This is a genomic window from Escherichia sp. E13S3 (genome assembly GCF_004212325.1).
Taxonomy (GTDB): Bacteria; Pseudomonadota; Gammaproteobacteria; order Enterobacterales; family Enterobacteriaceae; genus Escherichia.
In genome coordinates this window covers 335,173-357,301 of record NZ_RHJR01000007.1, presented here as the reverse complement: position 1 = coordinate 357,301, position 22,129 = coordinate 335,173, and the positions used below count along the sequence as shown (strand labels likewise).

Here is a 22,129-nt window from a genome sequence, read left to right as displayed (position 1 = left end):
TAGATTGGAAGGATTGCATTCACCAAGATAAGTATGGCAACACTGGAACAGACATGAATTATCAGAACGACGATTTACGCATCAAAGAAATCAAAGAGTTACTTCCTCCTGTCGCACTGCTGGAAAAATTCCCTGCTACTGAAAATGCCGCGAATACGGTTGCCCATGCCCGAAAAGCGATCCATAAGATCCTGAAAGGTAATGATGATCGCCTGTTAGTGGTGATTGGTCCGTGCTCAATTCATGATCCTGTCGCGGCTAAAGAGTATGCCACTCGCTTGCTGGCGCTGCGTGAAGAGCTAAAAGACGACCTGGAAATCGTAATGCGCGTCTATTTTGAAAAGCCGCGTACCACGGTGGGCTGGAAAGGGCTGATTAACGATCCGCATATGGATAACAGCTTCCAGATCAACGACGGTCTGCGTATTGCCCGTAAATTGCTGCTTGATATTAACGACAGCGGTCTGCCTGCGGCGGGTGAGTTTCTCGACATGATCACCCCACAATATCTCGCTGACCTGATGAGCTGGGGCGCAATTGGCGCACGTACTACGGAATCGCAGGTGCACCGCGAACTGGCATCTGGTCTTTCTTGCCCGGTAGGTTTCAAAAATGGCACTGATGGTACGATTAAAGTGGCTATCGATGCCATTAATGCCGCCGGTGCGCCGCACTGCTTCCTTTCAGTGACCAAATGGGGTCATTCGGCGATTGTGAATACCAGCGGTAACGGCGATTGCCATATCATTCTGCGCGGCGGTAAAGAGCCTAACTACAGCGCGAAGCACGTTGCTGAAGTGAAAGAAGGGCTGAACAAAGCAGGCCTGCCAGCACAGGTGATGATCGATTTCAGCCATGCTAACTCGTCCAAACAATTCAAAAAGCAGATGGATGTGTGTGCTGACGTTTGCCAGCAGATTGCCGGTGGCGAAACAGCCATTATTGGCGTGATGGTGGAAAGCCATCTGGTGGAAGGCAATCAGAGCCTCGAGAGCGGGGAGCCGCTGGCCTACGGTAAGAGCATCACCGATGCCTGCATCGGCTGGGAAGATACCGATGCTCTGTTACGTCAACTGGCGAATGCAGTAAAAGCGCGTCGCGGGTAAGGTTTAATTGTCGGATGCACCGCCAGAGTGGCGTATCCGATGAATCACCATAGGCCTGATAAGATGCGCAGCGTCGCATCAGGCAATGTGCTCCATTGTTAGCAACAAAAAAGCCGACTCGCTTGCAGTCGGCTTTCTCATTATTAAACAAATGACGTTTACTTCGCTTTACCCTGGTTAGCGACAGCAGCTGCTTTCGCCGCGATCTCGTCAGCATTACCCAGATAATAGCGTTTCAGCGGTTTGAAGTTCTCGTCGAACTCATACACCAGCGGCACACCAGTCGGGATATTCAGCTCAAGAATCTCTTCTTCGCTCATGTTATCGAGATATTTCACCAGCGCACGCAGGGAGTTACCGTGTGCAGCGATGATTACGCGCTCACCGCTCTTCATACGCGGCAGAATGGTTTCATTCCAGTAAGGGATCACGCGGTCAATGGTCAGCGCCAGGCTTTCCGTCAGCGGCAGCTCTTTCTCGCTCAGTTTCGCGTAACGCGGATCGTGACCCGGATAACGCTCATCATCTTTAGTCAGTTCCGGCGGAGTCACCGCAAAACCACGACGCCACTGTTTCACCTGCTCGTCGCCATACTTTTCAGCAGTTTCCGCTTTGTTCAGACCCTGCAACGCACCGTAGTGACGTTCGTTCAGTTTCCAGGATTTCTCAACGGGCAGCCATGCCTGATCCAGTTCGTCCAGCACGTTCCACAGGGTATGGATAGCGCGTTTCAGCACAGAGGTGTAAGCAAAGTCAAAGCTGTAACCTTCCTCTTTCAGCAGCTTACCTGCTGCTTTTGCTTCGCTTACGCCTTTCTCAGACAGATCCACGTCGTACCAACCGGTGAAACGGTTTTCTTTGTTCCACTGACTTTCGCCATGACGAACCAGAACCAGCTTAGTTACAGCCATATACTTACTCCTCAAATCATCTTTTAATGATAATAATTCTCATTATATTGCCGTGACGAAGCAACAGCAATGCTTACGCATAACCATAGCGAAAATAGTGTCGCAGTGTAAGGTTGTTGTGAATATTGAGTTGCAAATATGTCGGCATTTGCTGGTGATTTGAACAATATGAGGAGAAAGCCCTCATGACGAGGGCTTAACATTACTCAGCAATAAACTGATATTCCGTCAGGCTGGAATACTCTTCGCCAGGACGCAGGAAGCAGTCCGGTTGCGGCCATTCAGGGTGGTTCGGGCTGTCCGGCAGAAACTCGCTTTCTAGCGCCAGCCCTTGCCAGTCGGCGTAAGGTTCGGTTCCCCGCGACGGTGTGCCGCCGAGGAAGTTGCCGGAGTAGAATTGCAGAGCCGGAGCGGTGGTGTAGACCTTCAGCTGCAATTTTTCATCTGCTGACCAGACATGCGCCGCCACTTTCTTGCCATCGCCTTTGGCCTGTAACAAGAATGCGTGATCGTAACCTTTCACTTTGCGCTGATCGTCGTCGGCAAGAAACTCACTGGCGATGATTTTGGCGCTGCGGAAATCAAAAGACGTTCCGGCGACAGATTTCAGGCCGTCGAGCGGAATGCCGCCTTCATCAACCGGCAGATATTCGTCCGCCAGAATCTGCAACTTGTGATTGCGCACGTCAGACTGCTCGCCGTCAAGATTGAAATAGACGTGATTAGTCATATTCACCGGGCAAGGTTTATCAACTGTGGCGCGATAAGTAATAGAGATACGGTTATCGTCGGTCAGACGATATTGCACCGTTGCGCCGAGATTACCCGGAAAGCCCTGGTCGCCATCATCTGAACTCAGGGCAAACAGCACCTGACGATCGTTCTGGTTCACAATCTGCCAGCGGCGTTTGTCGAACCCTTCCGGGCCGCCGTGCAGTTGGTTGACGCCCTGACTTGGCAACAGCGTCACGGTTTCACCGTCAAAGGTATAACGACTATTGGCGATACGGTTGGCATAACGACCAATAGAGGCCCCAAGAAATGCGGCCTGATCCTGGTAGCATTCCGGGCTGGCGCAGCCAAGCAGAGCCTCGCGGACGCTGCCATCGGAAAGCGGAATACGGGCGGAAAGTAAAGTCGCACCCCAGTCCATCAGCGTGACTACCATCCCTGCGTTGTTACGCAAAGTTAACAGTCGGTACGGCTGACCATCGGGTGCCAGTGCGGGAGTTTCGTTCAGCACTGTCCTGCTCCTTGTGATGGTTTACACACGTAAAAAGTCTCTTTAATACCTGTTTTTGCTTCATATTGTTCAGCGACAGCTTGCTGTACGGCAGGCACCAGCTCTTCCGGAATAAGCGCGACGATACAGCCGCCAAATCCGCCGCCGGTCATGCGTACGCCACCTTTGTCGCCAATCACAGCTTTTACGATTTCAACCAGAGTGTCAATTTGCGGCACGGTGATTTCGAAATCATCGCGCATAGAGGCATGAGACTCCGCCATTAACTCGCCCATACGTTTCAGGTCGCCTTGCTCCAGCGCGCTGGCAGCTTCAACGGTGCGGGCGTTTTCAGTCAGGATATGACGCACGCGTTTCGCGACGATCGGGTCCAGTTCATGTGCAACAGCGTTGAACTCTTCAATGGTGACATCGCGCAGAGCTGGCTGCTGGAAGAAACGCGCACCGGTTTCGCACTGTTCACGACGGGTGTTGTATTCGCTGCCAACCAGGGTACGTTTGAAGTTACTGTTGATGATGACGACAGCTACGCCTTTCGGCATGGAAACAGCTTTGGTCCCCAGTGAGCGGCAATCGATCAGCAAGGCATGATCTTTCTTGCCGAGCGCGGAAATCAGTTGATCCATGATTCCACAGTTACAGCCTACAAACTGGTTTTCTGCTTCCTGACCATTAAGCGCGATTTGCGCGCCGTCCAGCGGCAGATGATAAAGCTGCTGCAATACGGTTCCGACCGCTACTTCCAGTGAAGCGGAAGAACTTAACCCGGCACCCTGCGGCACATTGCCGCTGATCACCATGTCCACGCCGCCGAAGTTATTGTTACGCAGTTGCAGATGTTTCACCACGCCACGAACGTAGTTAGCCCATTGATAGTTTTCATGCGCGACAATGGGCGCATCAAGGGAAAACTCGTCGAGCTGATTTTCATAATCGGCTGCCATTACGCGAACTTTACGGTCATCGCGTGGCGCACAGCTAATGACGGTTTGATAATCAATCGCGCAGGGCAGAACGAAACCGTCGTTGTAGTCGGTGTGTTCACCAATCAAATTCACGCGGCCAGGCGCCTGAATGGTGTGAGTGGCAGGGTAGCCAAATGCGTTGGCAAACAGAGATTGTGTTTTTTCTTTCAGACTCATTTCTTACACTCCGGATTCGCGAAAATGGATATCGCTGACTGCGCGCAAACGCTCTGCTGCCTGTTCTGCCGTCAGATCACGCTGGGTTTCTGCCAGCATTTCATAACCGACCATAAATTTACGTACGGTGGCGGAGCGCAGCAGAGGCGGATAAAAGTGCGCGTGCAGCTGCCAGTGTTGATTCTCTTCGCCATTAAACGGCGCACCGTGCCAGCCCATAGAGTAGGGGAAGGAGCACTGGAAGAGGTTGTCATAACGACTGGTCAGCTTTTTCAACGCCAGCGCAAGATCGCTGCGCTGGGCGTCGGTCAAATCGGTGATCCGCAAAACGTGGGCTTTGGGCAGCAGTAGCGTTTCGAACGGCCAGGCAGCCCAGTAAGGCACTACGGCTAACCAGTGTTCGGTTTCGACAACGGTACGGCTACCGTCTGCCAGCTCGCGCTGAACATAATCCACCAGCATTGGCGATTTCTGCTCGGCAAAATATTCTTTTTGCAGGCGGTCTTCGCGCTCAGCTTCGTTAGGCAGGAAGCTATTTGCCCAAATCTGTCCGTGCGGATGCGGGTTAGAGCAGCCCATCGCCGCGCCTTTGTTTTCAAAGACCTGCACCCATGGGTACGTTTCCCCCAGTTCTGCGGTTTGCTCCTGCCAGGTTTTGACGATTTCCGTCAATGCCGCAACGCTCAGTTCTGGCAACGTTTTACTGTGATCCGGTGAAAAGCAGATCACCCGGCTGGTGCCGCGTGCGCTCTGGCAACGCATCAAAGGATCGTTGCTTTCTGGCGCATCTGGCGTGTCAGACATAAGGGCCGCAAAGTCATTGGTAAAAACGTAAGTCCCGGTGTAATCGGGGTTTTTATCGCCAGTCACCCGCACATTACCTGCGCAGAGAAAGCAATCTGGATCGTGCGCAGGTAACACCTGTTTGGCTGGCGTTTCCTGCGCCCCCTGCCAGGGGCGCTTAGCGCGGTGCGGTGAAACCAGAATCCATTGCCCGGTGAGCGGGTTGTAGCGGCGATGTGGATGATCAACGGGATTAAATTGCGTCATGGTCGTTCCTTAATCGGGATATCCCTGTGGATGGCGTGACTGCCAGTGCCAGGTGTCCTGCGCCATTTCATCGAGTGTGCGCGTTACGCGCCAGTTCAGTTCGCGATCGGCTTTACTGGCGTCCGCCCAGTAGGCCGGAAGGTCGCCCTCGCGACGCGGTGCAAAATGATAGTTAACCGGTTTGCCGCAGGCTTTGCTGAAGGCATTAACCACGTCCAGCACGCTGCTGCCTACGCCTGCGCCGAGGTTGTAGATGTGTACGCCTGGCTTGTTCGCCAGTTTTTCCATCGCCACGACGTGACCGTCCGCCAGATCCATTACGTGGATGTAATCGCGTACGCCAGTACCATCTTCGGTCGGATAATCGTTACCAAAAATTGCCAGCGAGTCGCGACGGCCTACAGCAACCTGGGCAATGTACGGCATCAGGTTATTCGGAATGCCTTGCGGATCTTCGCCCATATCGCCCGACGGATGCGCGCCAACCGGGTTGAAGTAGCGCAGCAGAGCAATGCTCCAGTCCGGCTGGGCTTTTTGCAGATCGGTGAGGATCTGTTCCACCATCAGTTTGCTTTTGCCATAAGGGCTTTGCGGTGTGCCGGTCGGGAAGCTTTCAACGTATGGAATTTTGGGCTGATCGCCATAGACGGTGGCGGAGGAGCTAAAAATAAAGTTTTTGACGTTAGCGGCGCGCATGGCGCTAATCAGGCGCAGAGTACCGTTGACGTTGTTGTCGTAATATTCCAGCGGTTTTTGTACCGATTCGCCAACGGCTTTTAACCCGGCGAAGTGGATCACGGTGTCGATAGCGTGATCGTGCAGGATCTCGGTCATCAACGCTTCGTTACGGATATCGCCTTCAACAAACGTTGGATGTTTGCCGCCTAAACGCTCGATAACAGGCAGTACGCTGCGCTTACTGTTACAGAGGTTATCAAGAATGATGACATCATGACCGTTTTGCAGTAATTGCACACAGGTATGACTTCCAATGTAACCGCTACCACCGGTAACCAGAACTCTCATAATTCGCTCCATTAGGCTTATGGTATGAAATAACCATAGCATAACAAAGATGCGAAAAGTGTGACATGGAATAAATTAGTGGAATCGTTTACACAAGAATTTAGCCGTTTTTTATGCGCGATTAATTGATTATAAAACAGAGGGTTTATGAATGATTGCGCTTTTTATCTGAAAAAAAGATGCGGTTTCATGCCTGGATGCGTCGAACTGTGGGCCGGATAACGCGTTTACGCCGCATCCGGCACGGTCAGCACTACCAACTCAGTTTATTTTTGTCAGCGCATAACGATAAAGGTCACCGTCCGGCACGAACTCCAGACGATGGGTAATACAGGCAGGCGCATCTTCAGCGTGGTGCGAAACAAACAATAATTGCGTTTCACCTTCGCTAATCAGCACATCAACAAAACGGCGGATAAGCTGGCGATTGAGCGGATCCAGCCCCTGCAATGGTTCATCGAGAATAAGCAACGTTGGATGTTTCACCAGCGCGCGGACGATCAGCGCCAGACGTTGTTGCCCCCAGGAAAGACTATGGAAAGGGGCGTCAGCCGTGCGTTTATCAATGCCGAGAATATCCAGCCACTGCTGCACCAGTTTTTGCTGGCGATCCGAAACGGCCTGATAAATGCCAATCGAATCAAAATAGCCAGAAAGAATCACATTACGCACGGTAGTGCTGACCCGGTAATCCAGATGCAAACTACTGCTGACGTAACCGATATGCTTTTTAATATCCCAGATGGTTTCGCCGCTGCCGCGACGTCGTCCGAAAAGCGTCAAATCGTTGCTGTAACCTTGCGGATGATCGCCAGTAATCAGGCTTAATAATGTCGATTTTCCCGCGCCATTTGGCCCGATCATTTGCCAGTGTTCGCCAGGATTCACCTGCCAGCTAAGGTTATTAAGAATGGGGCGATCGTTATAAGAAACCACGCCATAGTTCAGCACAATGCGCGGTTCGTTGGCGGGTAAGGCGTGACGTGCTGAAGGTTCATCCGGCTCCGGCAGTTGCACACCTTCAAGCTGTTCGCTATGTGCCAGTTGCGCGACGAGTGCTTGCTGGAGCAGTTCCTCTTTAGCGCCAGTTTCCGCTAACGTGCAATCCGCCAGCACGCCAGCAAACTGGACAAATTCCGGGATCTCATCGAAGCGATTGAGCACCAGTACCAGAGTAATACCGGACTGATGTAACGAGGCGAGTAATTCTGCCAGCTGCTGACGTGAGGCAACGTCAAGACCATCGAACGGTTCATCAAGAATCAATAAGTCAGGCTTCGACATCAGCGCCTGACAGAGCAGAGTTTTACGCGTCTCGCCAGTGGAAAGATATTTAAAACGTCGGTCGAGCAGGGCGGTAATGCCGAACTGCTGCGCCAGTTGCGCACAACGCGGTGCATCCTTAACTTCATCCTGAATGATCTCAGCCGTGGTGCGCCCGGTGTCATCTTCGCCAGGGCCGAGCATATCGGTGTTATTCCGCTGCCATTCGTCACTGACGAGCTTTTGCAATTGCTCGAAGGAGAGACGAGTGATGTGGGAAAACTGGCTTTGCCGTTCACCTTTCAAAAGCGGAAGTTCACCGGCCAGCGCGCGGGCCAGCGCCGACTTCCCGCTTCCATTCGAACCGACAAACGCCCAACTATCGCCCGCGTTTAACGTTAGCTGAGGCAATTGCAGCGTTTTTGTGTCGCTAAGACGAAACGTGCCTTGCAAAATTTGCAACGATGACATTTTATATCCCATTTTTTGCAGCGATTACTGACAGGGATACGTGTTTCATAACAAATTGTCAACACGCTTAGCACAGTGTGGCGATAATCACGCTGTCGGCATTAAAGTAGGCCGTGACATTCTGTCCTTGCTCAAGAGAAGCCGCTTCATTTACCGGCACCGTGGCGCACAGGGTTTGCCCGTCGGGTAGCGCCATTAATACTTCGCACTGTTCTGCGCCGCGCTCTATATGGCGAATAATGCCCGGCAATTGGTTGTCGGCACTCTGGGCTACGGTGTCATCCTGGGTAATGTTCACCCACGGCGCTTTCAGCAGAATCAACACTTCTTTGCCTTCATCCAGCCCCAGACGCGCGCCACTTTGCGCGGTAATCGCGACTTTCAGACGTGTTTTACCATCGGCCAGTATGACATCAACATGCTGTTGAACGTCATCATGATCGCGGGCGGTGATGGTGCCGAACCACTGGTTACGGGCGCTGGTTTGCAGTGAAAAACGTGAGATCGCGGCCAGCAGGCTGTTCAGCGGCAGGGCGTCATCGTCACTTAACACATCAAAGGCTTTTTGCTGGATCTGGGCGAGAAGATCGTAAAGCTGAATCAGTCGTTGACCATAGCGGGTCAGCACAGCACCGCCACCGCCTTTTCCGCCCGTAGCGCGTTCAACCAGCGTATGCTCACTTAACTGATTCATTTCGTTAATGGCATCCCAGGCGCTTTTATAGCTGATACCGGCATCTTTCGCCCCCTGGCTGATGGAACCGGAAAGCGCGATGTGTTTTAGTAGCGAAATGCGGCGTGGGTCGGCAAAGAGCTTTTGTTGAAGCTTAAGGGTGAGAAGGATTTCGGCCTGCATAACAATGTCCTGGCAAAAATCTTATTGTGACGGAAAATGCGCGCCACGCAAAGCTGACCGCACAAAAGGGGAGTGCTTTTCTGTGCTTAACGGTTAGAATAGTCACAGGACTACATCTGGAGTTGACCATGTTAGAGTTATTAAAAAGTCTGGTATTCGCCGTAATCATGGTACCTGTCGTGATGGCCATCATCCTGGGTCTGATTTACGGTCTTGGTGAAGTATTCAACATCTTTTCTGGTGTTGGTAAAAAAGACCAGCCCGGACAAAATCATTGATTCCATGAATGCCCGCTGAGTCGGGCATTTTCTTTTTCTCAACTTCCTGCTTTTCCTGCCGATATTTTTTCTATCTACCTCTCAAAGGTTAACAATAACTGCTGGGAAAATTCTGAACTTACCGCTATATTGACGCCTACATAACGTTAAATAAAGGGGTTACAAATGACTCGTAAATGGTTAAACCTGTTTGCCGGGGCGGCGCTCTCTTTCACTGTTGCTGGCAATGCGTTGGCGGATGAAGGGAAAATCACGGTTTTTGCCGCAGCATCACTGACCAACGCGATGCAGGATATCGCTACGCAGTATAAAAAAGAGAAAGGCGTAGACGTCGTTTCTTCTTTCGCCTCCTCTTCTACTCTGGCTCGTCAGATTGAAGCAGGTGCGCCAGCGGATCTGTTTATTTCTGCCGATCAGAAATGGATGGATTATGCAATTGATAAAAAAGGAATTGATACCGCCACGCGTCAAACCTTGCTCGGCAATAGCCTGGTCGTTGTAGCACCGAAAGCCAGCGAGCAGAAAGATTTCACCATCGACAGCAAAACTAACTGGACCTCTCTGCTGAATGGCGGCCGCTTGGCGGTTGGCGATCCGGAACATGTTCCGGCTGGCATTTATGCGAAAGAAGCTCTGCAAAAACTGGGCGCATGGGATACGCTCTCCCCGAAACTGGCTCCGGCAGAAGATGTTCGTGGGGCGCTGGCGCTGGTCGAACGTAATGAAGCGCCGCTGGGTATTGTCTACGGTTCTGACGCAGTTGCCAGCAAAGGGGTAAAAGTGGTCGCCACCTTCCCGGAAGATTCGCATAAAAAAGTGGAATATCCAGTTGCCGTCGTGGAAGGGCATAACAACGCGACAGTGAAAGCATTTTACGATTATCTGAAGGGACCGCAGGCTGCGGAAATCTTTAAACGTTACGGATTTACAACTAAGTAATGATACTGACCGATCCAGAATGGCAGGCGGTTTTACTAAGCCTGAAAGTTTCTTCCCTGGCTGTGCTGTTTAGCCTGCCGTTTGGGATCTTTTTTGCCTGGTTACTGGTGCGTTGCACGTTTCTGGGCAAAGCTCTGCTCGACAGCGTACTGCATCTACCGCTGGTGTTACCGCCCGTGGTTGTCGGTTACTTGCTGTTAGTTTCTATGGGACGGCGCGGATTTATCGGCGAACGCCTGTATGACTGGTTTGGCATTACCTTCGCGTTTAGCTGGCGCGGCGCGGTTCTCGCTGCCGCCGTCATGTCTTTTCCGTTGATGGTGCGGGCGATTCGTCTGGCGCTGGAAGGGGTTGATGTCAAACTGGAACAGGCCGCAAGAACGCTGGGGGCCGGGCGCTGGCGCGTTTTCTTTACTATCACGTTACCGCTGACGTTGCCGGGAATTATCGTCGGTACAGTACTGGCTTTCGCCCGTTCGCTCGGTGAATTTGGCGCAACCATCACCTTTGTTTCTAACATTCCAGGTGAAACGCGAACCATTCCTTCTGCCATGTATACCCTGATCCAGACCCCAGGCGGTGAAAGCGGCGCAGCGAGACTGTGCATTATTTCTATTGCGCTAGCGATGATCTCCCTGTTGATTTCAGAATGGCTGGCCAGAATCAGCCGTGAACGGGCGGGGCGCTAATCATGCTGGAACTGAATTTTTCCCAGACCTTGGGCAACCATTGCCTGACCATTAATGAAACGCTGCCCGCCAATGGCATCACTGCTATCTTTGGCGTCTCCGGTGCCGGAAAAACTTCGCTGATTAACGCCATTAGTGGACTGACGCGCCCGCAAAAAGGGCGGATTGTCCTCAATGGTCGGGTACTAAATGATGCCGAAAAAGGTATCTGCCTGACGCCGGAAAAGCGTCGCGTTGGCTATGTGTTTCAGGATGCACGGCTGTTCCCGCATTACAAAGTGCGTGGCAATCTGCGCTACGGCATGTCGAAAAGTATGGTCGATCAGTTTGATAAGCTGGTGGCGCTTTTAGGCATTGAACCGTTGCTTGACCGTTTACCGGGCAGCCTGTCCGGAGGCGAAAAACAGCGTGTGGCAATTGGTCGGGCATTGCTGACGGCTCCGGAATTATTATTGCTGGATGAACCACTGGCGTCGCTGGATCTTCCGCGCAAACGCGAGTTATTGCCTTATCTGCAACGGCTGACGCGGGAAATCAACATTCCGATGCTGTATGTCAGTCATTCGCTGGATGAAATCCTCCATCTGGCGGACAAAGTGATGGTACTGGAAAACGGCCAGGTGAAAGCTTTCGGGGCGCTGGAAGAAGTGTGGGGCAGTAGCGTGATGAATCCGTGGCTGCCGAAAGAGCAACAAAGCAGCATTCTGAAAGTAACGGTACTGGAACATCATCCGCGTTACGCGATGACCGCGCTGGCGCTGGGCGATCAGCATTTGTGGGTTAATAAGCTGGATGAACCGCTGCAAGCCGCGCTACGCATCCGCATCCAGGCTTCCGATGTTTCTCTGGTTTTACAACCGCCGCAACAAACCAGCATCCGCAATGTGCTGCGCGCAAAAGTCGTCAATAGCTATGACGATAATGGCCAGGTGGAAGTGGAACTGGAAGTCGGCGGTAAAACGCTGTGGGCGCGAATAAGCCCGTGGGCCAGGGATGAACTGGCGATCAAACCTGGCCTGTGGCTATACGCGCAAATTAAAAGTGTGTCGATAACCGCCTGATTAAATCAGGTGGCTATAAATAAACTGGGCGATGCTGTCGGTGGTATTGTCACCAATCACGATATTGGCGCGTGCTTTTACCGCATCATCGGCATTGCCCATCGCTACACCCGTTCCGGCAGCCTCCAGCATACTGATATCATTGAAGTTATCGCCGAATGCGACTACGTTTTCCATCGACCAGCCTTGCGCCTCAACCCATTTCGTCAGGCGTTTGCCTTTACTGTTGCCGCCGCGCGCAATATCAACCTGATCGTGCCAGGACCATTCACACTCCAGACCCAACTCATGTTCAACATGCTTACCAAAATGCTGTAACTGCGGCAGGTCATCGTGCGTCAGAGCGAACTTCCACACGGCGTTAACTTGTTGCGCCTTTTCAGCCAGAGAAGCGACTTGTGTGAAAGTCGGGCGCTGTTCCGGCGGCAAAGTCTGCGCCCAGTTAGACGTACGAATGACATGTCCGGTCGGATGCTCATAGACCATTGCGTCATCCACATACATCAGACCGTGAATGTGGTGTTCATTCAGCATCTCAATGAGTTGCAGGGCTTTGTTAACGGGCATTGGATCGGCTTCAAGCACAGTTTTTGCATGATAATCATACAAATAGGTGCCATTACAGCAAATAGCAGGTGTATCCAGCGCCAGCGCCTGATAAAAAGGATGAATAGCGACGTGATGGCGACCCGTGACGATAATCAATTGGTAACCTGCTTCGCGAGCGCGGGCAAGCGCTTCAATCGATGAGGGAAGTAGAGTCTTTTTCGGGGTCAATAAGGTGCCGTCTAAGTCGAGAGCAATCACGCGTGTGGTCATGGCGTTTTCCAGATTAAGGTTAAGAATTTTCGTCTGCGCGAATGGTACACCGATACCACTATCGGACAAAATTCTGCGTTTTAATTCAGCATTCACCGCCAAAAGCGACTAATTTTAGCTGTTAAAGTCAGTTGCTAAATGCAAAGGAGCATTCATGAAGCAAACAGTTTATATCGCCAGCCCTGAGAGCCAGCAAATTCACGTCTGGAACCTGAATCATGAAGGCGTGCTGACGCTGACACAGGTTGTCGATGTGCCGGGGCAGGTGCAGCCGATGGTGGTCAGCCCGGATAAACGTTACCTCTACGTTGGCGTTCGCCCTGAGTTTCGCGTTCTGGCGTATCGCATTGCACCAGATGATGGCGCACTGACATTTGCCGCAGAGTCTGCGCTGCCGGGTAGCCCGACGCATATTTCCACCGACCACCATGGGCAGTTTGTCTTTGTCGGCTCTTATAATGCGGGTAACGTGAGCGTAACGCGACTGGAAGATGGCCTGCCTGTGGGCGTTGTCGATGTGGTTGAGGGACTGGACGGCTGTCATTCCGCCAATATTTCACCAGATAACCGCACCCTGTGGGTTCCGGCATTAAAGCAGGATCGTATTTGCCTGTTTACGGTCAGCGATGACGGTCATCTGGTGGCGCAGGACCCCGCAGAAGTGACTACCGTTGAAGGGGCCGGTCCGCGTCATATGGTGTTCCATCCAAACGAACAATATGCATATTGCGTCAATGAGTTAAACAGCTCAGTGGATGTCTGGGAACTGAAAGATCCGCACGGCAATATCGAATGTGTCCAGACGCTGGATATGATGCCGGAAAACTTCTCCGACACCCGTTGGGCGGCAGATATTCATATCACCCCGGATGGTCGTCATTTATACGCCTGCGACCGTACCGCCAGTCTGATTACCGTTTTCAGCGTTTCGGAAGATGGCAGCGTGTTGAGTAAAGAAGGCTTCCAGCCAACGGAAACTCAGCCGCGCGGCTTTAATGTTGATCACAGTGGCAAATATCTGATTGCTGCCGGGCAAAAATCGCACCATATCTCGGTATACGAAATTGTCGGCGAGCAGGGGCTGCTGCATGAAAAAGGCCGCTATGCGGTAGGGCAGGGGCCAATGTGGGTTGTGGTGAACGCACACTAACCGCTGATTTACCCGGCGCTGAATCTCCTGCGCCGGGAGTATTAACCTATCTCCTGTAACGCGTGTCTCTGGCGTTCGACGATATTGGTCCACAAATTGTCTTTATCGTCAGTCCATAAATTAATCAGCAAGGCAAAAAAGCGTTCTGCTGCTGGAGAAAGTACGGCATCTTTACGGCGAATTATTCCCAATGTCCGACGTATAACGGGTTCCACCAATGGGATACCAATAATCGAAGAATAGGGCGCATGAGGCATTGCCAGGCCTGGAAGCGCCGAAATCCCCAGTCCCGCTTCCACCAATCCTAATGACGTCGAAAGATGACGCACTTCATAAAACCAGTCCAGTTTCCAGGGCTTATCGGACAATTTTTGCTCAATCAGCAGTCGGTTGCCGCTGGAGGAACGCACGCCAATCATTTTGTAACCTACTAACTCCTGCCACTCCACCAGCTGCTTTTTGGCCAATGGATGGTCACGCCGACAGGCCAGCACGAACGGCTCATTGACCAGTGGGGTAAAGTCAATGGATGAATTTGTGACATTGTTCATGTTTATGCCAAAGTCAGATTCATTGCACAGCACCGATTCCATGCAATTATTCGTGCCTTGTTCCAGAATCCGCACTTTAATATTGGGATACAGCTCATTAAATTTACCGATTGCCAGTGGTAAAAAATAAAATACCGCGGTCGGAATACACGCTAACGTCACCATACCACGATGATAAGCATTCATATCACGAATACTAAAAAGCGTTTCATCGAATTTCTTTATTAATTCCCGAGCTTCCGGGAGCAACCTTTTTCCTGCTTTTGTTAACGTAACCTTGCGAGTTGTACGCTCAAAAAGTTGAATGTGTAAATCTTCTTCCATCTTTTTTATTCTGCGCGTTAATGCAGGTTGCGTAATATTAAGTAATTTAGCAGCATTGTTAAATGAACTGGACTCTGCCAGCGTAACAAATGCCTTCATACTTGATAATTCATGCTTCATTATTACTCCGAAAAATGGAAGCGGTGCGTTTTAGTGATTTACAGTTAAACAGTTTAACTGCAATTTAATCACTTAAATTAATGAAAAAATGTTATTAATCGTGGAGCTAAAGTCATTAGAGATGCTTTGCCCTTAATGTAACCATATCGCAATAAGTTATGTTTTTAAATTGAGGGCATTATTATGAAAAAAATACCCTGCGTGATGATGCGAGGTGGAACCTCGAGGGGCGCGTTCCTGTTAGCGGAACATTTACCCGAAGATCAAACGCAGCGCGATAAAATATTGATGGCAATTATGGGTTCCGGTAACGATCTGGAAATAGACGGTATCGGCGGCGGTAATCCGCTGACCAGTAAAGTCGCCATTATTAGCCGTTCCGACGATCCGCGTGCTGATGTCGATTATCTGTTTGCTCAGGTTATCGTCCATGAGCAGCGTGTCGATACGACACCAAACTGCGGCAATATGCTGTCTGGGGTTGGGGCATTCGCTATTGAAAATGGTTTGATTGCAGCGACATCACCGGTCACCCGTGTGCGTATCCGCAACGTCAATACTGGTACGTTCATCGAAGCTGATGTGCAAACGCCAAATGGTGTTGTCGAGTACGAGGGTAGCGCCAGAATTGATGGTGTGCCAGGGACAGCCGCACCGGTCGCTCTCACTTTCCTGAATGCCGCAGGAACAAAAACCGGAAAAGTCTTCCCGACTGATAAACAGATTGATTATTTTGACGATGTTCCAGTGACCTGTATTGATATGGCGATGCCAGTCGTCATTATTCCGGCTGAATATCTGGGCAAAACAGGCTATGAATTACCGGCGGAACTGGATGCCGACAAAGCATTATTAGCCCGCATTGAATCTATCCGTCTGCAAGCGGGTAAAGCAATGGGCTTAGGCGATGTTAGTAATATGGTTATCCCGAAACCTGTGCTTATTTCTCCAGCGCAGAAAGGCGGGGCAATTAATGTGCGTTATTTTATGCCGCATTCTTGCCATCGCGCACTGGCGATAACTGGCGCTATTGCCATTTCCAGTAGCTGTGCATTGGAAGGCACCGTCACCCGACAAATCGTCCCTTCTGTGGGGTACGGCAATATCAATATTGAACACCCCAGTGGTGCGCTTGACGTTCATTTAAGTAATGACGGTCAGGATGCCACAACGTTACGTGCATCTGTTATTCGGACGACCAGAAAAATATTTTCCGGTGAAGTTTATCTTCCCTGAAAAATTTCGTTGTCGTGATAAGGACAATCAATAAAGGACTTCTGTATGAGTCATACAGAAAGAACAGGATTTTAAATGAATAAGAAATCGTTATGGAAGCTAATTCTGATATTAGCGATCCCATGTATTATTGGCGTTATGCCAGCCCCGGCAGGATTAAGCGAACTGGCATGGGTACTTTTTGGTATTTACCTGGCGGCGATTGTGGGGCTGGTTATCAAGCCTTTCCCGGAACCTGTCGTACTGTTAATTGCTGTTGCTGCCTCGATGGTGGTGGTCGGTAACTTATCTGACGGTGCGTTTAAAACCACCGCCGTATTAAGCGGTTACTCTTCAGGTACCACCTGGCTGGTGTTCTCGGCGTTTACCTTAAGCGCCGCATTTGTGACCACCGGCTTAGGTAAACGTATTGCCTATTTGCTGATTGGTAAAATTGGTAGCACTACCCTGGGTCTGGGTTACGTTACGGTATTCCTCGATCTGGTACTGGCTCCGGCAACACCGTCTAACACCGCGCGTGCGGGCGGCATTGTATTACCGATCATCAACAGCGTGGCGGTGGCTTTGGGGTCAGAACCTGAAAAAAGCCCGCGTCGTGTCGGACATTACTTGATGATGTCCATTTACATGGTCACCAAAACCACCAGCTATATGTTCTTTACCGCAATGGCGGGGAACATTCTGGCGCTGAAAATGATCAACGACATTCTGCACCTGCAAATTAGCTGGGGGGGATGGGCGTTGGCCGCCGGTTTGCCGGGTATCATTATGCTGCTGGTCACTCCGCTGGTGATTTACACCATGTATCCGCCAGAAATTAAAAAGGTGGATAACAAAACCATCGCCAAAGCGGGCCTTGCTGAACTGGGACCGATGAAAATCCGTGAAAAAATGCTGCTCGGTGTCTTTGTGCTGGCGTTGCTGGGCTGGATTTTCAGTAAAACGCTCGGGGTTGATGAATCCACTGTGGCAATCGTTGTTATGGCGACCATGCTGCTGCTGGGTATCGTTACCTGGGAAGACGTGGTTAAAAATAAAGGCGGCTGGAATACATTAATCTGGTACGGCGGTATTATCGGCTTAAGCTCCTTATTATCGAAAGTTAAATTCTTCGAATGGTTAGCTGAAGTCTTTAAAAATAACCTGGCATTTGATGGTCACGGTAACGTTGCTTTCTTCGTTATTATTTTCCTCAGCATCATCGTGCGTTATTTCTTCGCTTCCGGTAGTGCCTATATCGTTGCCATGTTACCGGTATTTGCCATGCTGGCGAACGTCTCCGGTGCTCCGTTAATGTTAACCGCGCTGGCACTGTTGTTCTCCAACTCCTACGGCGGCATGGTTACTCACTATGGTGGCGCGGCTGGTCCGGTCATCTTTGGTGTGGGTTACAATGATATTAAATCCTGGTGGTTGGTCGGTGCGGTACTGACGATATTAACCTTCCTGGTGCATATCACCCTCGGCGTGTGGTGGTGGAATATGCTGATCGGCTGGAACATGCTGTAAATATCCCTTCATTATCTTTCTGCGCACTTTCCGGTGCGCAGATATCTGGAGCATTTGATGATCAAGTTATCTGAAAAAGGCGTGTTTCTCGCCAGTAATAACGAAATAATTGCCGAAGAACATTTCACCGGCGAAATAAAAAAAGAAGAAGCAAAAAAAGGCACTATTGCCTGGTCTATTCTCTCTTCTCATAATACGTCCGGAAATATGGATAAACTTAAAATTAAGTTTGATTCATTAGCCTCTCACGATATTACCTTTGTTGGTATTGTACAGACCGCTAAAGCGTCCGGTATGGAACGTTTCCCGCTGCCGTATGTGCTGACCAACTGCCATAACTCACTCTGTGCTGTGGGCGGCACCATTAACGGTGATGACCATATTTTTGGTTTATCGGCGGCCCAGCGTTATGGCGGTATTTTTGTGCCTCCGCATATTGCGGTCATCCATCAATATATGCGTGAAATGATGGCAGGCGGCGGCAAAATGATCCTCGGGTCAGACAGCCACACCCGTTACGGTGCATTAGGGACAATGGCAGTCGGTGAGGGCGGCGGCGAGTTGGTAAAACAGCTGCTTAATGACACCTGGGATATCGACTATCCGGGCGTGGTTGCGGTGCATCTGACCGGAAAACCTGCGCCGTATGTGGGGCCGCAGGATGTGGCGCTGGCTATCATCGGTGCCGTGTTCAAAAACGGCTACGTCAAAAACAAAGTGATGGAATTCGTAGGTCCCGGTGTTGCTGCGCTCTCTACCGATTTCCGTAACAGTGTTGACGTAATGACTACCGAAACGACCTGTTTAAGCTCAGTCTGGCAAACTGATGAAGAAGTGCATAATTGGCTGGCGCTGCACGGTCGCGGCCAGGATTACTGCCAGCTTAACCCTCAACCGATGGCGTACTACGATGGCTGCATCAGCGTTGATTTAAGCGCCATCAAACCAATGATTGCGCTGCCGTTCCACCCGAGCAACGTGTATGAAATCGACACACTGAACCAGAACCTGACCGACATTCTGCGTGAGATTGAAATTGAGTCCGAACGCGTGGCGCACGGTAAAGCCAAACTCTCGCTGCTGGATAAAGTGGAAAATGGTCGCCTGAAAGTGCAGCAGGGGATTATCGCGGGCTGTTCTGGCGGTAACTATGAAAACGTTATCGCCGCAGCAAATGCGCTGCGCGGTCAATCCTGTGGCAATGACACCTTCTCGCTGGCGGTTTACCCGTCATCACAGCCGGTGTTTATGGATCTCGCCAAAAAAGGTGTGGTAGCCGATTTGATTGGTGCAGGCGCAATCATCAGAACCGCGTTCTGCGGCCCATGCTTTGGCGCGGGCGATACGCCAATCAACAACGGTTTGAGTATTCGCCACACCACACGTAACTTCCCGAACCGCGAAGGCTCTAAGCCAGCCAATGGGCAGATGTCAGCGGTGGCGTTGATGGACGCTCGTTCTATCGCTGCGACTGCGGCAAACGGTGGCTATTTAACCTCTGCCAGCGAACTCGATTGCTGGGACAACGTGCCGGAGTACGCCTTCGATGTAACGCCGTATAAAAACCGTGTTTATCAGGGCTTTGTTAAAGGGGCGACTCAGCAACCGCTGATCTACGGACCGAACATCAAAGACTGGCCGGAATTGGGCGCGCTGACTGACAATATCGTCCTCAAAGTGTGCTCGAAGATCCTCGACGAAGTGACCACCACTGACGAATTGATTCCTTCCGGTGAAACCTCTTCGTATCGTTCAAATCCGATTGGTCTGGCGGAATTTACCCTGTCACGCCGTGATCCGGGTTATGTTGGCAGAAGTAAAGCCACTGCCGAGCTGGAAAATCAGCGTCTGGCGGGGAATGTCAGCGAACTGGCAGACGTTTTTGCGCGCATTAAGCAGATTGCTGGTCAGGAAAATATTGATCCGCTGCAAACTGAAATTGGCAGCATGGTCTATGCGGTCAAACCAGGCGATGGTTCTGCGCGTGAGCAGGCTGCGAGCTGCCAGCGAGTGATTGGCGGTCTGGCGAATATTGCCGAGGAGTACGCGACTAAACGCTACCGTTCTAACGTCATCAACTGGGGGATGTTACCGCTGCAAATGGCGGAGGCACCGAACTTTGACGTAGGTGATTACATTTACATCCCTGGCATTAAAGCGGCGCTGGATAATCCAGGTACGACATTTAAAGGTTATGTGATCCATAAAGATGCGCCGGTAAGGGAGATTACGCTCTATATGGAAAGTCTGACTGCTGAAGAGCGCGAGATTATCAAAGCGGGTAGTTTGATTAACTTCAATAAAAACCGTCAGATATAAAAAGCGCCATGTGAATGTAGGTCGCATCCGGCACTTATTGTCGGATGCGATGCTTGCGCATCTTATCCGACCTACAAATCGCATCGAGCCGTAGGCCGGATAAGGTGTTTACGCCGGATCCGGCAAATAGTTAATAGCTTTTACTTCTTCGCTTCTGCAACCACTTTGCTACCCACGCCGCGGTTATTGTATTCCCACATGCGGTTGTAGTTAGTGTCATTCAGATTGCGCTGTACTTCGTCGCTATCGTCAACGCTGCCGGTATTACCCGCAAATGGACGATTGGAAATCACCGCATCGGCCCACGGTTTAGCCGTGTTAAAACCTTCGTTGATGGCGCTATCACGGATCACCACCTGACCGTTGGTATTGGTATCAACATCCAGCGAGCGGCCCAGTTGCGCCACGCCATCACCGGAAGCATTGAAACGGCTGTTTACGGCGAGGAAACCGTAATAGATGTTAGACAGCGTAGCCGGTGCAAACACATACGCTTCTTGCTGGGTACGGGAGTTCACCACGCGGAATTCGGTGTTATCGAACACCACCGCGCCGCGACCAGAAACGATATCCACATCCCCTTCAATGTAGCTGTTGGTCACCAGCGTACGCGGTTGACGATTGGTTTCCAGACGGTTTTGCACACCACTGTTGGTGACAAAAAAGGTGTTCTGACGACCGAGAATGTTGACGTTATTGATCTGCACTTTGTCGCCATCAGTACGTAGTGCCACCGCCGGATGGTTACCCGCATCTACGCTATCGCCCAGTGTGTTTTCGATGGTCAGGTTTTGCAGTTGCAGGCCATTGTTTTGTGACCAGAAGACCGCAGAACAGAGCACGCCGATACTGTCGCTGCGTTTGCTCTGGCAGCTATCGTACATATACCACGCTGGTTTACCTGGCATATATTTGCCGCGTGGGTTGACGTCGTGACGCCAGTCGGCAGGGCTCATGCCACCATCAAGGGAAAGCCCAATCTTCACATCAATCGGTTTTTCGCCTGTACCGTACAGAGTAATTCCACCCGGAGCGGCAGGGACATAGACCGTGCCTTCATACTCACCAGGCATCACGGCAATATACTGGCGCTTGTTGGTACGCTTGATAATTGCCGCATCCACCGCTGCCTGAATCGTGGTATGCGTTACACCTTGAGTACCCGCCGGGCCGACAACAAAGTCAGGTTGCGCAGGCAGGGTAATGGGGGAAGGATTCCACGCTGCAGCACCAGGTGTCAGGGACGCAAAATAGTGTTGAGCATCGAAATTCTGCGCTTCTTTTGCCGACAGAATCGGGCGAGAAGAGGTACCAGGCGCGGTTTGATCAGAAGGACGTTGATCGGGCGGTGTTGAGCTACAGGCGGTCAGCGTCACGCCAAAAGCCAATGCCAGCGCCAGACGGGAAACTGAAAATGTGTTCACAGGTTGCTCCGGGCTATGAAATAGAAAAATGAATCCGTTGAAGCCTGCTTTTTTATACTAACTTGAGCGAAACGGGAAGGTAAAAAGACAAAAAGTTGTTTTTAATACCTTTAAGTGATACCAGATGGCATTGCGCCATCTGGCAGAGTAACTAACTAAACATCGCCGTAATCGAGGCGCTGGCCAGAGAGTGGAAATGAACGTTAAACCCGACCATCGCGCCGCTGGCGCCTTCATCGACATCAATACGTTCTACATCCAGCGCGTGGACGGTAAAAATGTAGCGATGGGTTTCGCCTTTCGGCGGCGCTGCGCCATCGTACCCGGTTTTACCAAAGTCGGTACGCGTCTGCAAAACGCCGTCTGGCATTGCTACCAGACCAGAGCCAAACCCTTGCGGTAATACGCGGGTATCAGCGGGTAAATTAACAACTACCCAGTGCCACCAGCCGGAGCCGGTTGGCGCGTCCGGGTCATAGCAGGTGACAACAAAACTTTTCGTTCCCGCAGGAACATCATCCCACGCCAGATGCGGTGAAATATTATCGCCATCGTAACCCATGCCGTTAAAGACATGACGATGCGGCAGCTTATCGCCATCGCGCAGATCATTACTGATGAGTTTCATGAATCCTCCTTTCT

General features: G+C 51.1%; 20 protein-coding genes. 9 read left to right on the top strand and 11 right to left on the bottom strand.

Features of this window, described 5'->3' with window-relative positions; genetic code table 11:
- Positions 1-53 precede the first annotated feature (53 nt).
- Positions 54-1,106: a 3-deoxy-7-phosphoheptulonate synthase AroG gene (gene aroG / locus D9597_RS09665; protein WP_130222224.1), complete on the top strand. Its 1,053-nt coding sequence runs from the start codon at positions 54-56 to the stop codon at positions 1,104-1,106.
- A 158-nt stretch (positions 1,107-1,264) separates the two neighbouring features.
- Here the strand turns inward: aroG and gpmA are convergent, their stop codons facing one another.
- From gpmA to modE, 7 genes are all read right to left on the bottom strand, one after another.
- Positions 1,265-2,017 (bottom strand): 2,3-diphosphoglycerate-dependent phosphoglycerate mutase, encoded by a 753-nt coding sequence (gene gpmA, locus D9597_RS09660; RefSeq protein WP_001295305.1) that lies wholly within the window; start codon positions 2,015-2,017, stop codon positions 1,265-1,267.
- A 202-nt stretch (positions 2,018-2,219) separates the two neighbouring features.
- Entirely contained in the window at positions 2,220-3,260 is a 1,041-nt protein-coding gene (galM, locus tag D9597_RS09655; RefSeq protein ID WP_130222223.1) for a galactose-1-epimerase, read from the bottom strand.
- Positions 3,254-4,402 (bottom strand): galactokinase, encoded by a 1,149-nt coding sequence (gene galK, locus D9597_RS09650; protein ID WP_000053408.1) that lies wholly within the window; start codon positions 4,400-4,402, stop codon positions 3,254-3,256. The genes galM and galK overlap by 7 nt, the downstream gene beginning before the upstream one ends.
- Before the next feature lie 3 nt (positions 4,403-4,405).
- A complete protein-coding gene (gene galT / locus D9597_RS09645) occupies positions 4,406-5,452 on the bottom strand; it encodes a galactose-1-phosphate uridylyltransferase (protein WP_000191503.1) in 1,047 nt (348 codons plus the stop codon).
- Positions 5,453-5,461: 9 nt separating this feature from the next.
- Positions 5,462-6,478 (bottom strand): UDP-glucose 4-epimerase GalE, encoded by a 1,017-nt coding sequence (galE, locus tag D9597_RS09640; RefSeq protein ID WP_001265443.1) that lies wholly within the window; start codon positions 6,476-6,478, stop codon positions 5,462-5,464.
- A 261-nt stretch (positions 6,479-6,739) separates the two neighbouring features.
- Positions 6,740-8,212 (bottom strand): molybdate ABC transporter ATP-binding protein ModF, encoded by a 1,473-nt coding sequence (modF, locus tag D9597_RS09635; RefSeq protein WP_130222222.1) that lies wholly within the window; start codon positions 8,210-8,212, stop codon positions 6,740-6,742.
- 67 nt (positions 8,213-8,279) lie between these two features.
- Entirely contained in the window at positions 8,280-9,068 is a 789-nt protein-coding gene (gene modE / locus D9597_RS09630) for a molybdenum-dependent transcriptional regulator (RefSeq protein ID WP_130222221.1), read from the bottom strand.
- Between the two features lie 128 nt (positions 9,069-9,196).
- On the opposite strand from modE, the gene acrZ reads away from it, so the two are divergent.
- The 4 genes from acrZ (at position 9,197) to modC (ending at position 12,035) form a co-directional block, all read left to right on the top strand.
- Entirely contained in the window at positions 9,197-9,346 is a 150-nt protein-coding gene (acrZ, locus tag D9597_RS09625) for a multidrug efflux pump accessory protein AcrZ (RefSeq protein ID WP_000891515.1), read from the top strand.
- Between the two features lie 165 nt (positions 9,347-9,511).
- Positions 9,512-10,285: a molybdate ABC transporter substrate-binding protein gene (gene modA / locus D9597_RS09620; protein WP_130222220.1), complete on the top strand. Its 774-nt coding sequence runs from the start codon at positions 9,512-9,514 to the stop codon at positions 10,283-10,285.
- Positions 10,285-10,974, top strand: coding sequence for a molybdate ABC transporter permease subunit (gene modB, locus D9597_RS09615; protein ID WP_130222219.1), 690 nt, complete (start codon positions 10,285-10,287; stop codon positions 10,972-10,974). Before modA ends, modB begins: the two co-directional genes overlap by 1 nt.
- 2 nt (positions 10,975-10,976) lie before the next feature.
- Entirely contained in the window at positions 10,977-12,035 is a 1,059-nt protein-coding gene (gene modC, locus D9597_RS09610) for a molybdenum ABC transporter ATP-binding protein ModC (protein ID WP_130209932.1), read from the top strand.
- Here the strand turns inward: modC and ybhA are convergent, their stop codons facing one another.
- Positions 12,036-12,854 carry a bifunctional pyridoxal phosphate/fructose-1,6-bisphosphate phosphatase gene (gene ybhA, locus D9597_RS09605; RefSeq protein ID WP_130214925.1) on the bottom strand — a complete coding sequence of 273 codons (819 nt, stop codon included), beginning with the start codon at positions 12,852-12,854 and terminating at the stop codon, positions 12,036-12,038.
- A gap of 154 nt (positions 12,855-13,008) precedes the next feature.
- Between ybhA and pgl the strand changes: the two genes are divergently transcribed.
- Positions 13,009-14,004 carry a 6-phosphogluconolactonase gene (gene pgl / locus D9597_RS09600; RefSeq protein ID WP_130209934.1) on the top strand — a complete coding sequence of 332 codons (996 nt, stop codon included), beginning with the start codon at positions 13,009-13,011 and terminating at the stop codon, positions 14,002-14,004.
- A 41-nt stretch (positions 14,005-14,045) separates the two neighbouring features.
- Here pgl and D9597_RS09595 read toward each other — a convergent pair whose 3' ends face one another.
- Positions 14,046-14,999 (bottom strand): LysR family transcriptional regulator, encoded by a 954-nt coding sequence (locus D9597_RS09595; protein WP_130222218.1) that lies wholly within the window; start codon positions 14,997-14,999, stop codon positions 14,046-14,048.
- A gap of 183 nt (positions 15,000-15,182) precedes the next feature.
- On the opposite strand from D9597_RS09595, the gene D9597_RS09590 reads away from it, so the two are divergent.
- From D9597_RS09590 to D9597_RS09580, 3 genes are all read left to right on the top strand, one after another.
- Positions 15,183-16,235: a 4-oxalomesaconate tautomerase gene (locus D9597_RS09590; protein WP_130222217.1), complete on the top strand. Its 1,053-nt coding sequence runs from the start codon at positions 15,183-15,185 to the stop codon at positions 16,233-16,235.
- A 75-nt stretch (positions 16,236-16,310) separates the two neighbouring features.
- The gene (locus D9597_RS09585; RefSeq protein WP_130214919.1) at positions 16,311-17,744 is read left to right on the top strand and encodes an anion permease; all 1,434 of its coding nucleotides are present in this window, start codon (positions 16,311-16,313) and stop codon (positions 17,742-17,744) included.
- A gap of 57 nt (positions 17,745-17,801) precedes the next feature.
- Positions 17,802-20,063, top strand: a complete 2,262-nt coding sequence (locus D9597_RS09580; protein WP_130222216.1) for a hydratase — start codon at positions 17,802-17,804, stop codon at positions 20,061-20,063.
- A 140-nt stretch (positions 20,064-20,203) separates the two neighbouring features.
- On the opposite strand, the gene D9597_RS09575 is transcribed toward D9597_RS09580, so the two are convergent.
- Both D9597_RS09575 and D9597_RS09570 read right to left on the bottom strand, forming a co-directional pair.
- Positions 20,204-21,487: a putative acyl-CoA thioester hydrolase gene (locus D9597_RS09575; RefSeq protein WP_130222215.1), complete on the bottom strand. Its 1,284-nt coding sequence runs from the start codon at positions 21,485-21,487 to the stop codon at positions 20,204-20,206.
- A 151-nt stretch (positions 21,488-21,638) separates the two neighbouring features.
- A complete protein-coding gene (locus tag D9597_RS09570; RefSeq protein ID WP_000767391.1) occupies positions 21,639-22,115 on the bottom strand; it encodes a kinase inhibitor in 477 nt (158 codons plus the stop codon).
- Positions 22,116-22,129 lie beyond the last annotated feature (14 nt).

What these genes read in the sequence shown, in the direction of transcription:
- aroG (WP_130222224.1), top strand. Translation starts at nt 54, where the DNA reads ATGAATTATCAGAACGACGATTTACGCATCAAAGAAATCAAAGAGTTA.
- gpmA (WP_001295305.1), bottom strand. Translation starts at nt 2,017, where the DNA reads ATGGCTGTAACTAAGCTGGTTCTGGTTCGTCATGGCGAAAGTCAGTGG.
- galK (WP_000053408.1), bottom strand. Translation starts at nt 4,402, where the DNA reads ATGAGTCTGAAAGAAAAAACACAATCTCTGTTTGCCAACGCATTTGGC.
- galT (WP_000191503.1), bottom strand. Translation starts at nt 5,452, where the DNA reads ATGACGCAATTTAATCCCGTTGATCATCCACATCGCCGCTACAACCCG.
- galE (WP_001265443.1), bottom strand. Translation starts at nt 6,478, where the DNA reads ATGAGAGTTCTGGTTACCGGTGGTAGCGGTTACATTGGAAGTCATACC.
- modF (WP_130222222.1), bottom strand. Translation starts at nt 8,212, where the DNA reads ATGTCATCGTTGCAAATTTTGCAAGGCACGTTTCGTCTTAGCGACACA.
- modE (WP_130222221.1), bottom strand. Translation starts at nt 9,068, where the DNA reads ATGCAGGCCGAAATCCTTCTCACCCTTAAGCTTCAACAAAAGCTCTTT.
- acrZ (WP_000891515.1), top strand. Translation starts at nt 9,197, where the DNA reads ATGTTAGAGTTATTAAAAAGTCTGGTATTCGCCGTAATCATGGTACCT.
- modA (WP_130222220.1), top strand. Translation starts at nt 9,512, where the DNA reads ATGACTCGTAAATGGTTAAACCTGTTTGCCGGGGCGGCGCTCTCTTTC.
- modB (WP_130222219.1), top strand. Translation starts at nt 10,285, where the DNA reads ATGATACTGACCGATCCAGAATGGCAGGCGGTTTTACTAAGCCTGAAA.
- modC (WP_130209932.1), top strand. Translation starts at nt 10,977, where the DNA reads ATGCTGGAACTGAATTTTTCCCAGACCTTGGGCAACCATTGCCTGACC.
- ybhA (WP_130214925.1), bottom strand. Translation starts at nt 12,854, where the DNA reads ATGACCACACGCGTGATTGCTCTCGACTTAGACGGCACCTTATTGACC.
- pgl (WP_130209934.1), top strand. Translation starts at nt 13,009, where the DNA reads ATGAAGCAAACAGTTTATATCGCCAGCCCTGAGAGCCAGCAAATTCAC.
- D9597_RS09595 (WP_130222218.1), bottom strand. Translation starts at nt 14,999, where the DNA reads ATGAAGCATGAATTATCAAGTATGAAGGCATTTGTTACGCTGGCAGAG.
- D9597_RS09590 (WP_130222217.1), top strand. Translation starts at nt 15,183, where the DNA reads ATGAAAAAAATACCCTGCGTGATGATGCGAGGTGGAACCTCGAGGGGC.
- D9597_RS09585 (WP_130214919.1), top strand. Translation starts at nt 16,311, where the DNA reads ATGAATAAGAAATCGTTATGGAAGCTAATTCTGATATTAGCGATCCCA.
- D9597_RS09580 (WP_130222216.1), top strand. Translation starts at nt 17,802, where the DNA reads ATGATCAAGTTATCTGAAAAAGGCGTGTTTCTCGCCAGTAATAACGAA.
- D9597_RS09570 (WP_000767391.1), bottom strand. Translation starts at nt 22,115, where the DNA reads ATGAAACTCATCAGTAATGATCTGCGCGATGGCGATAAGCTGCCGCAT.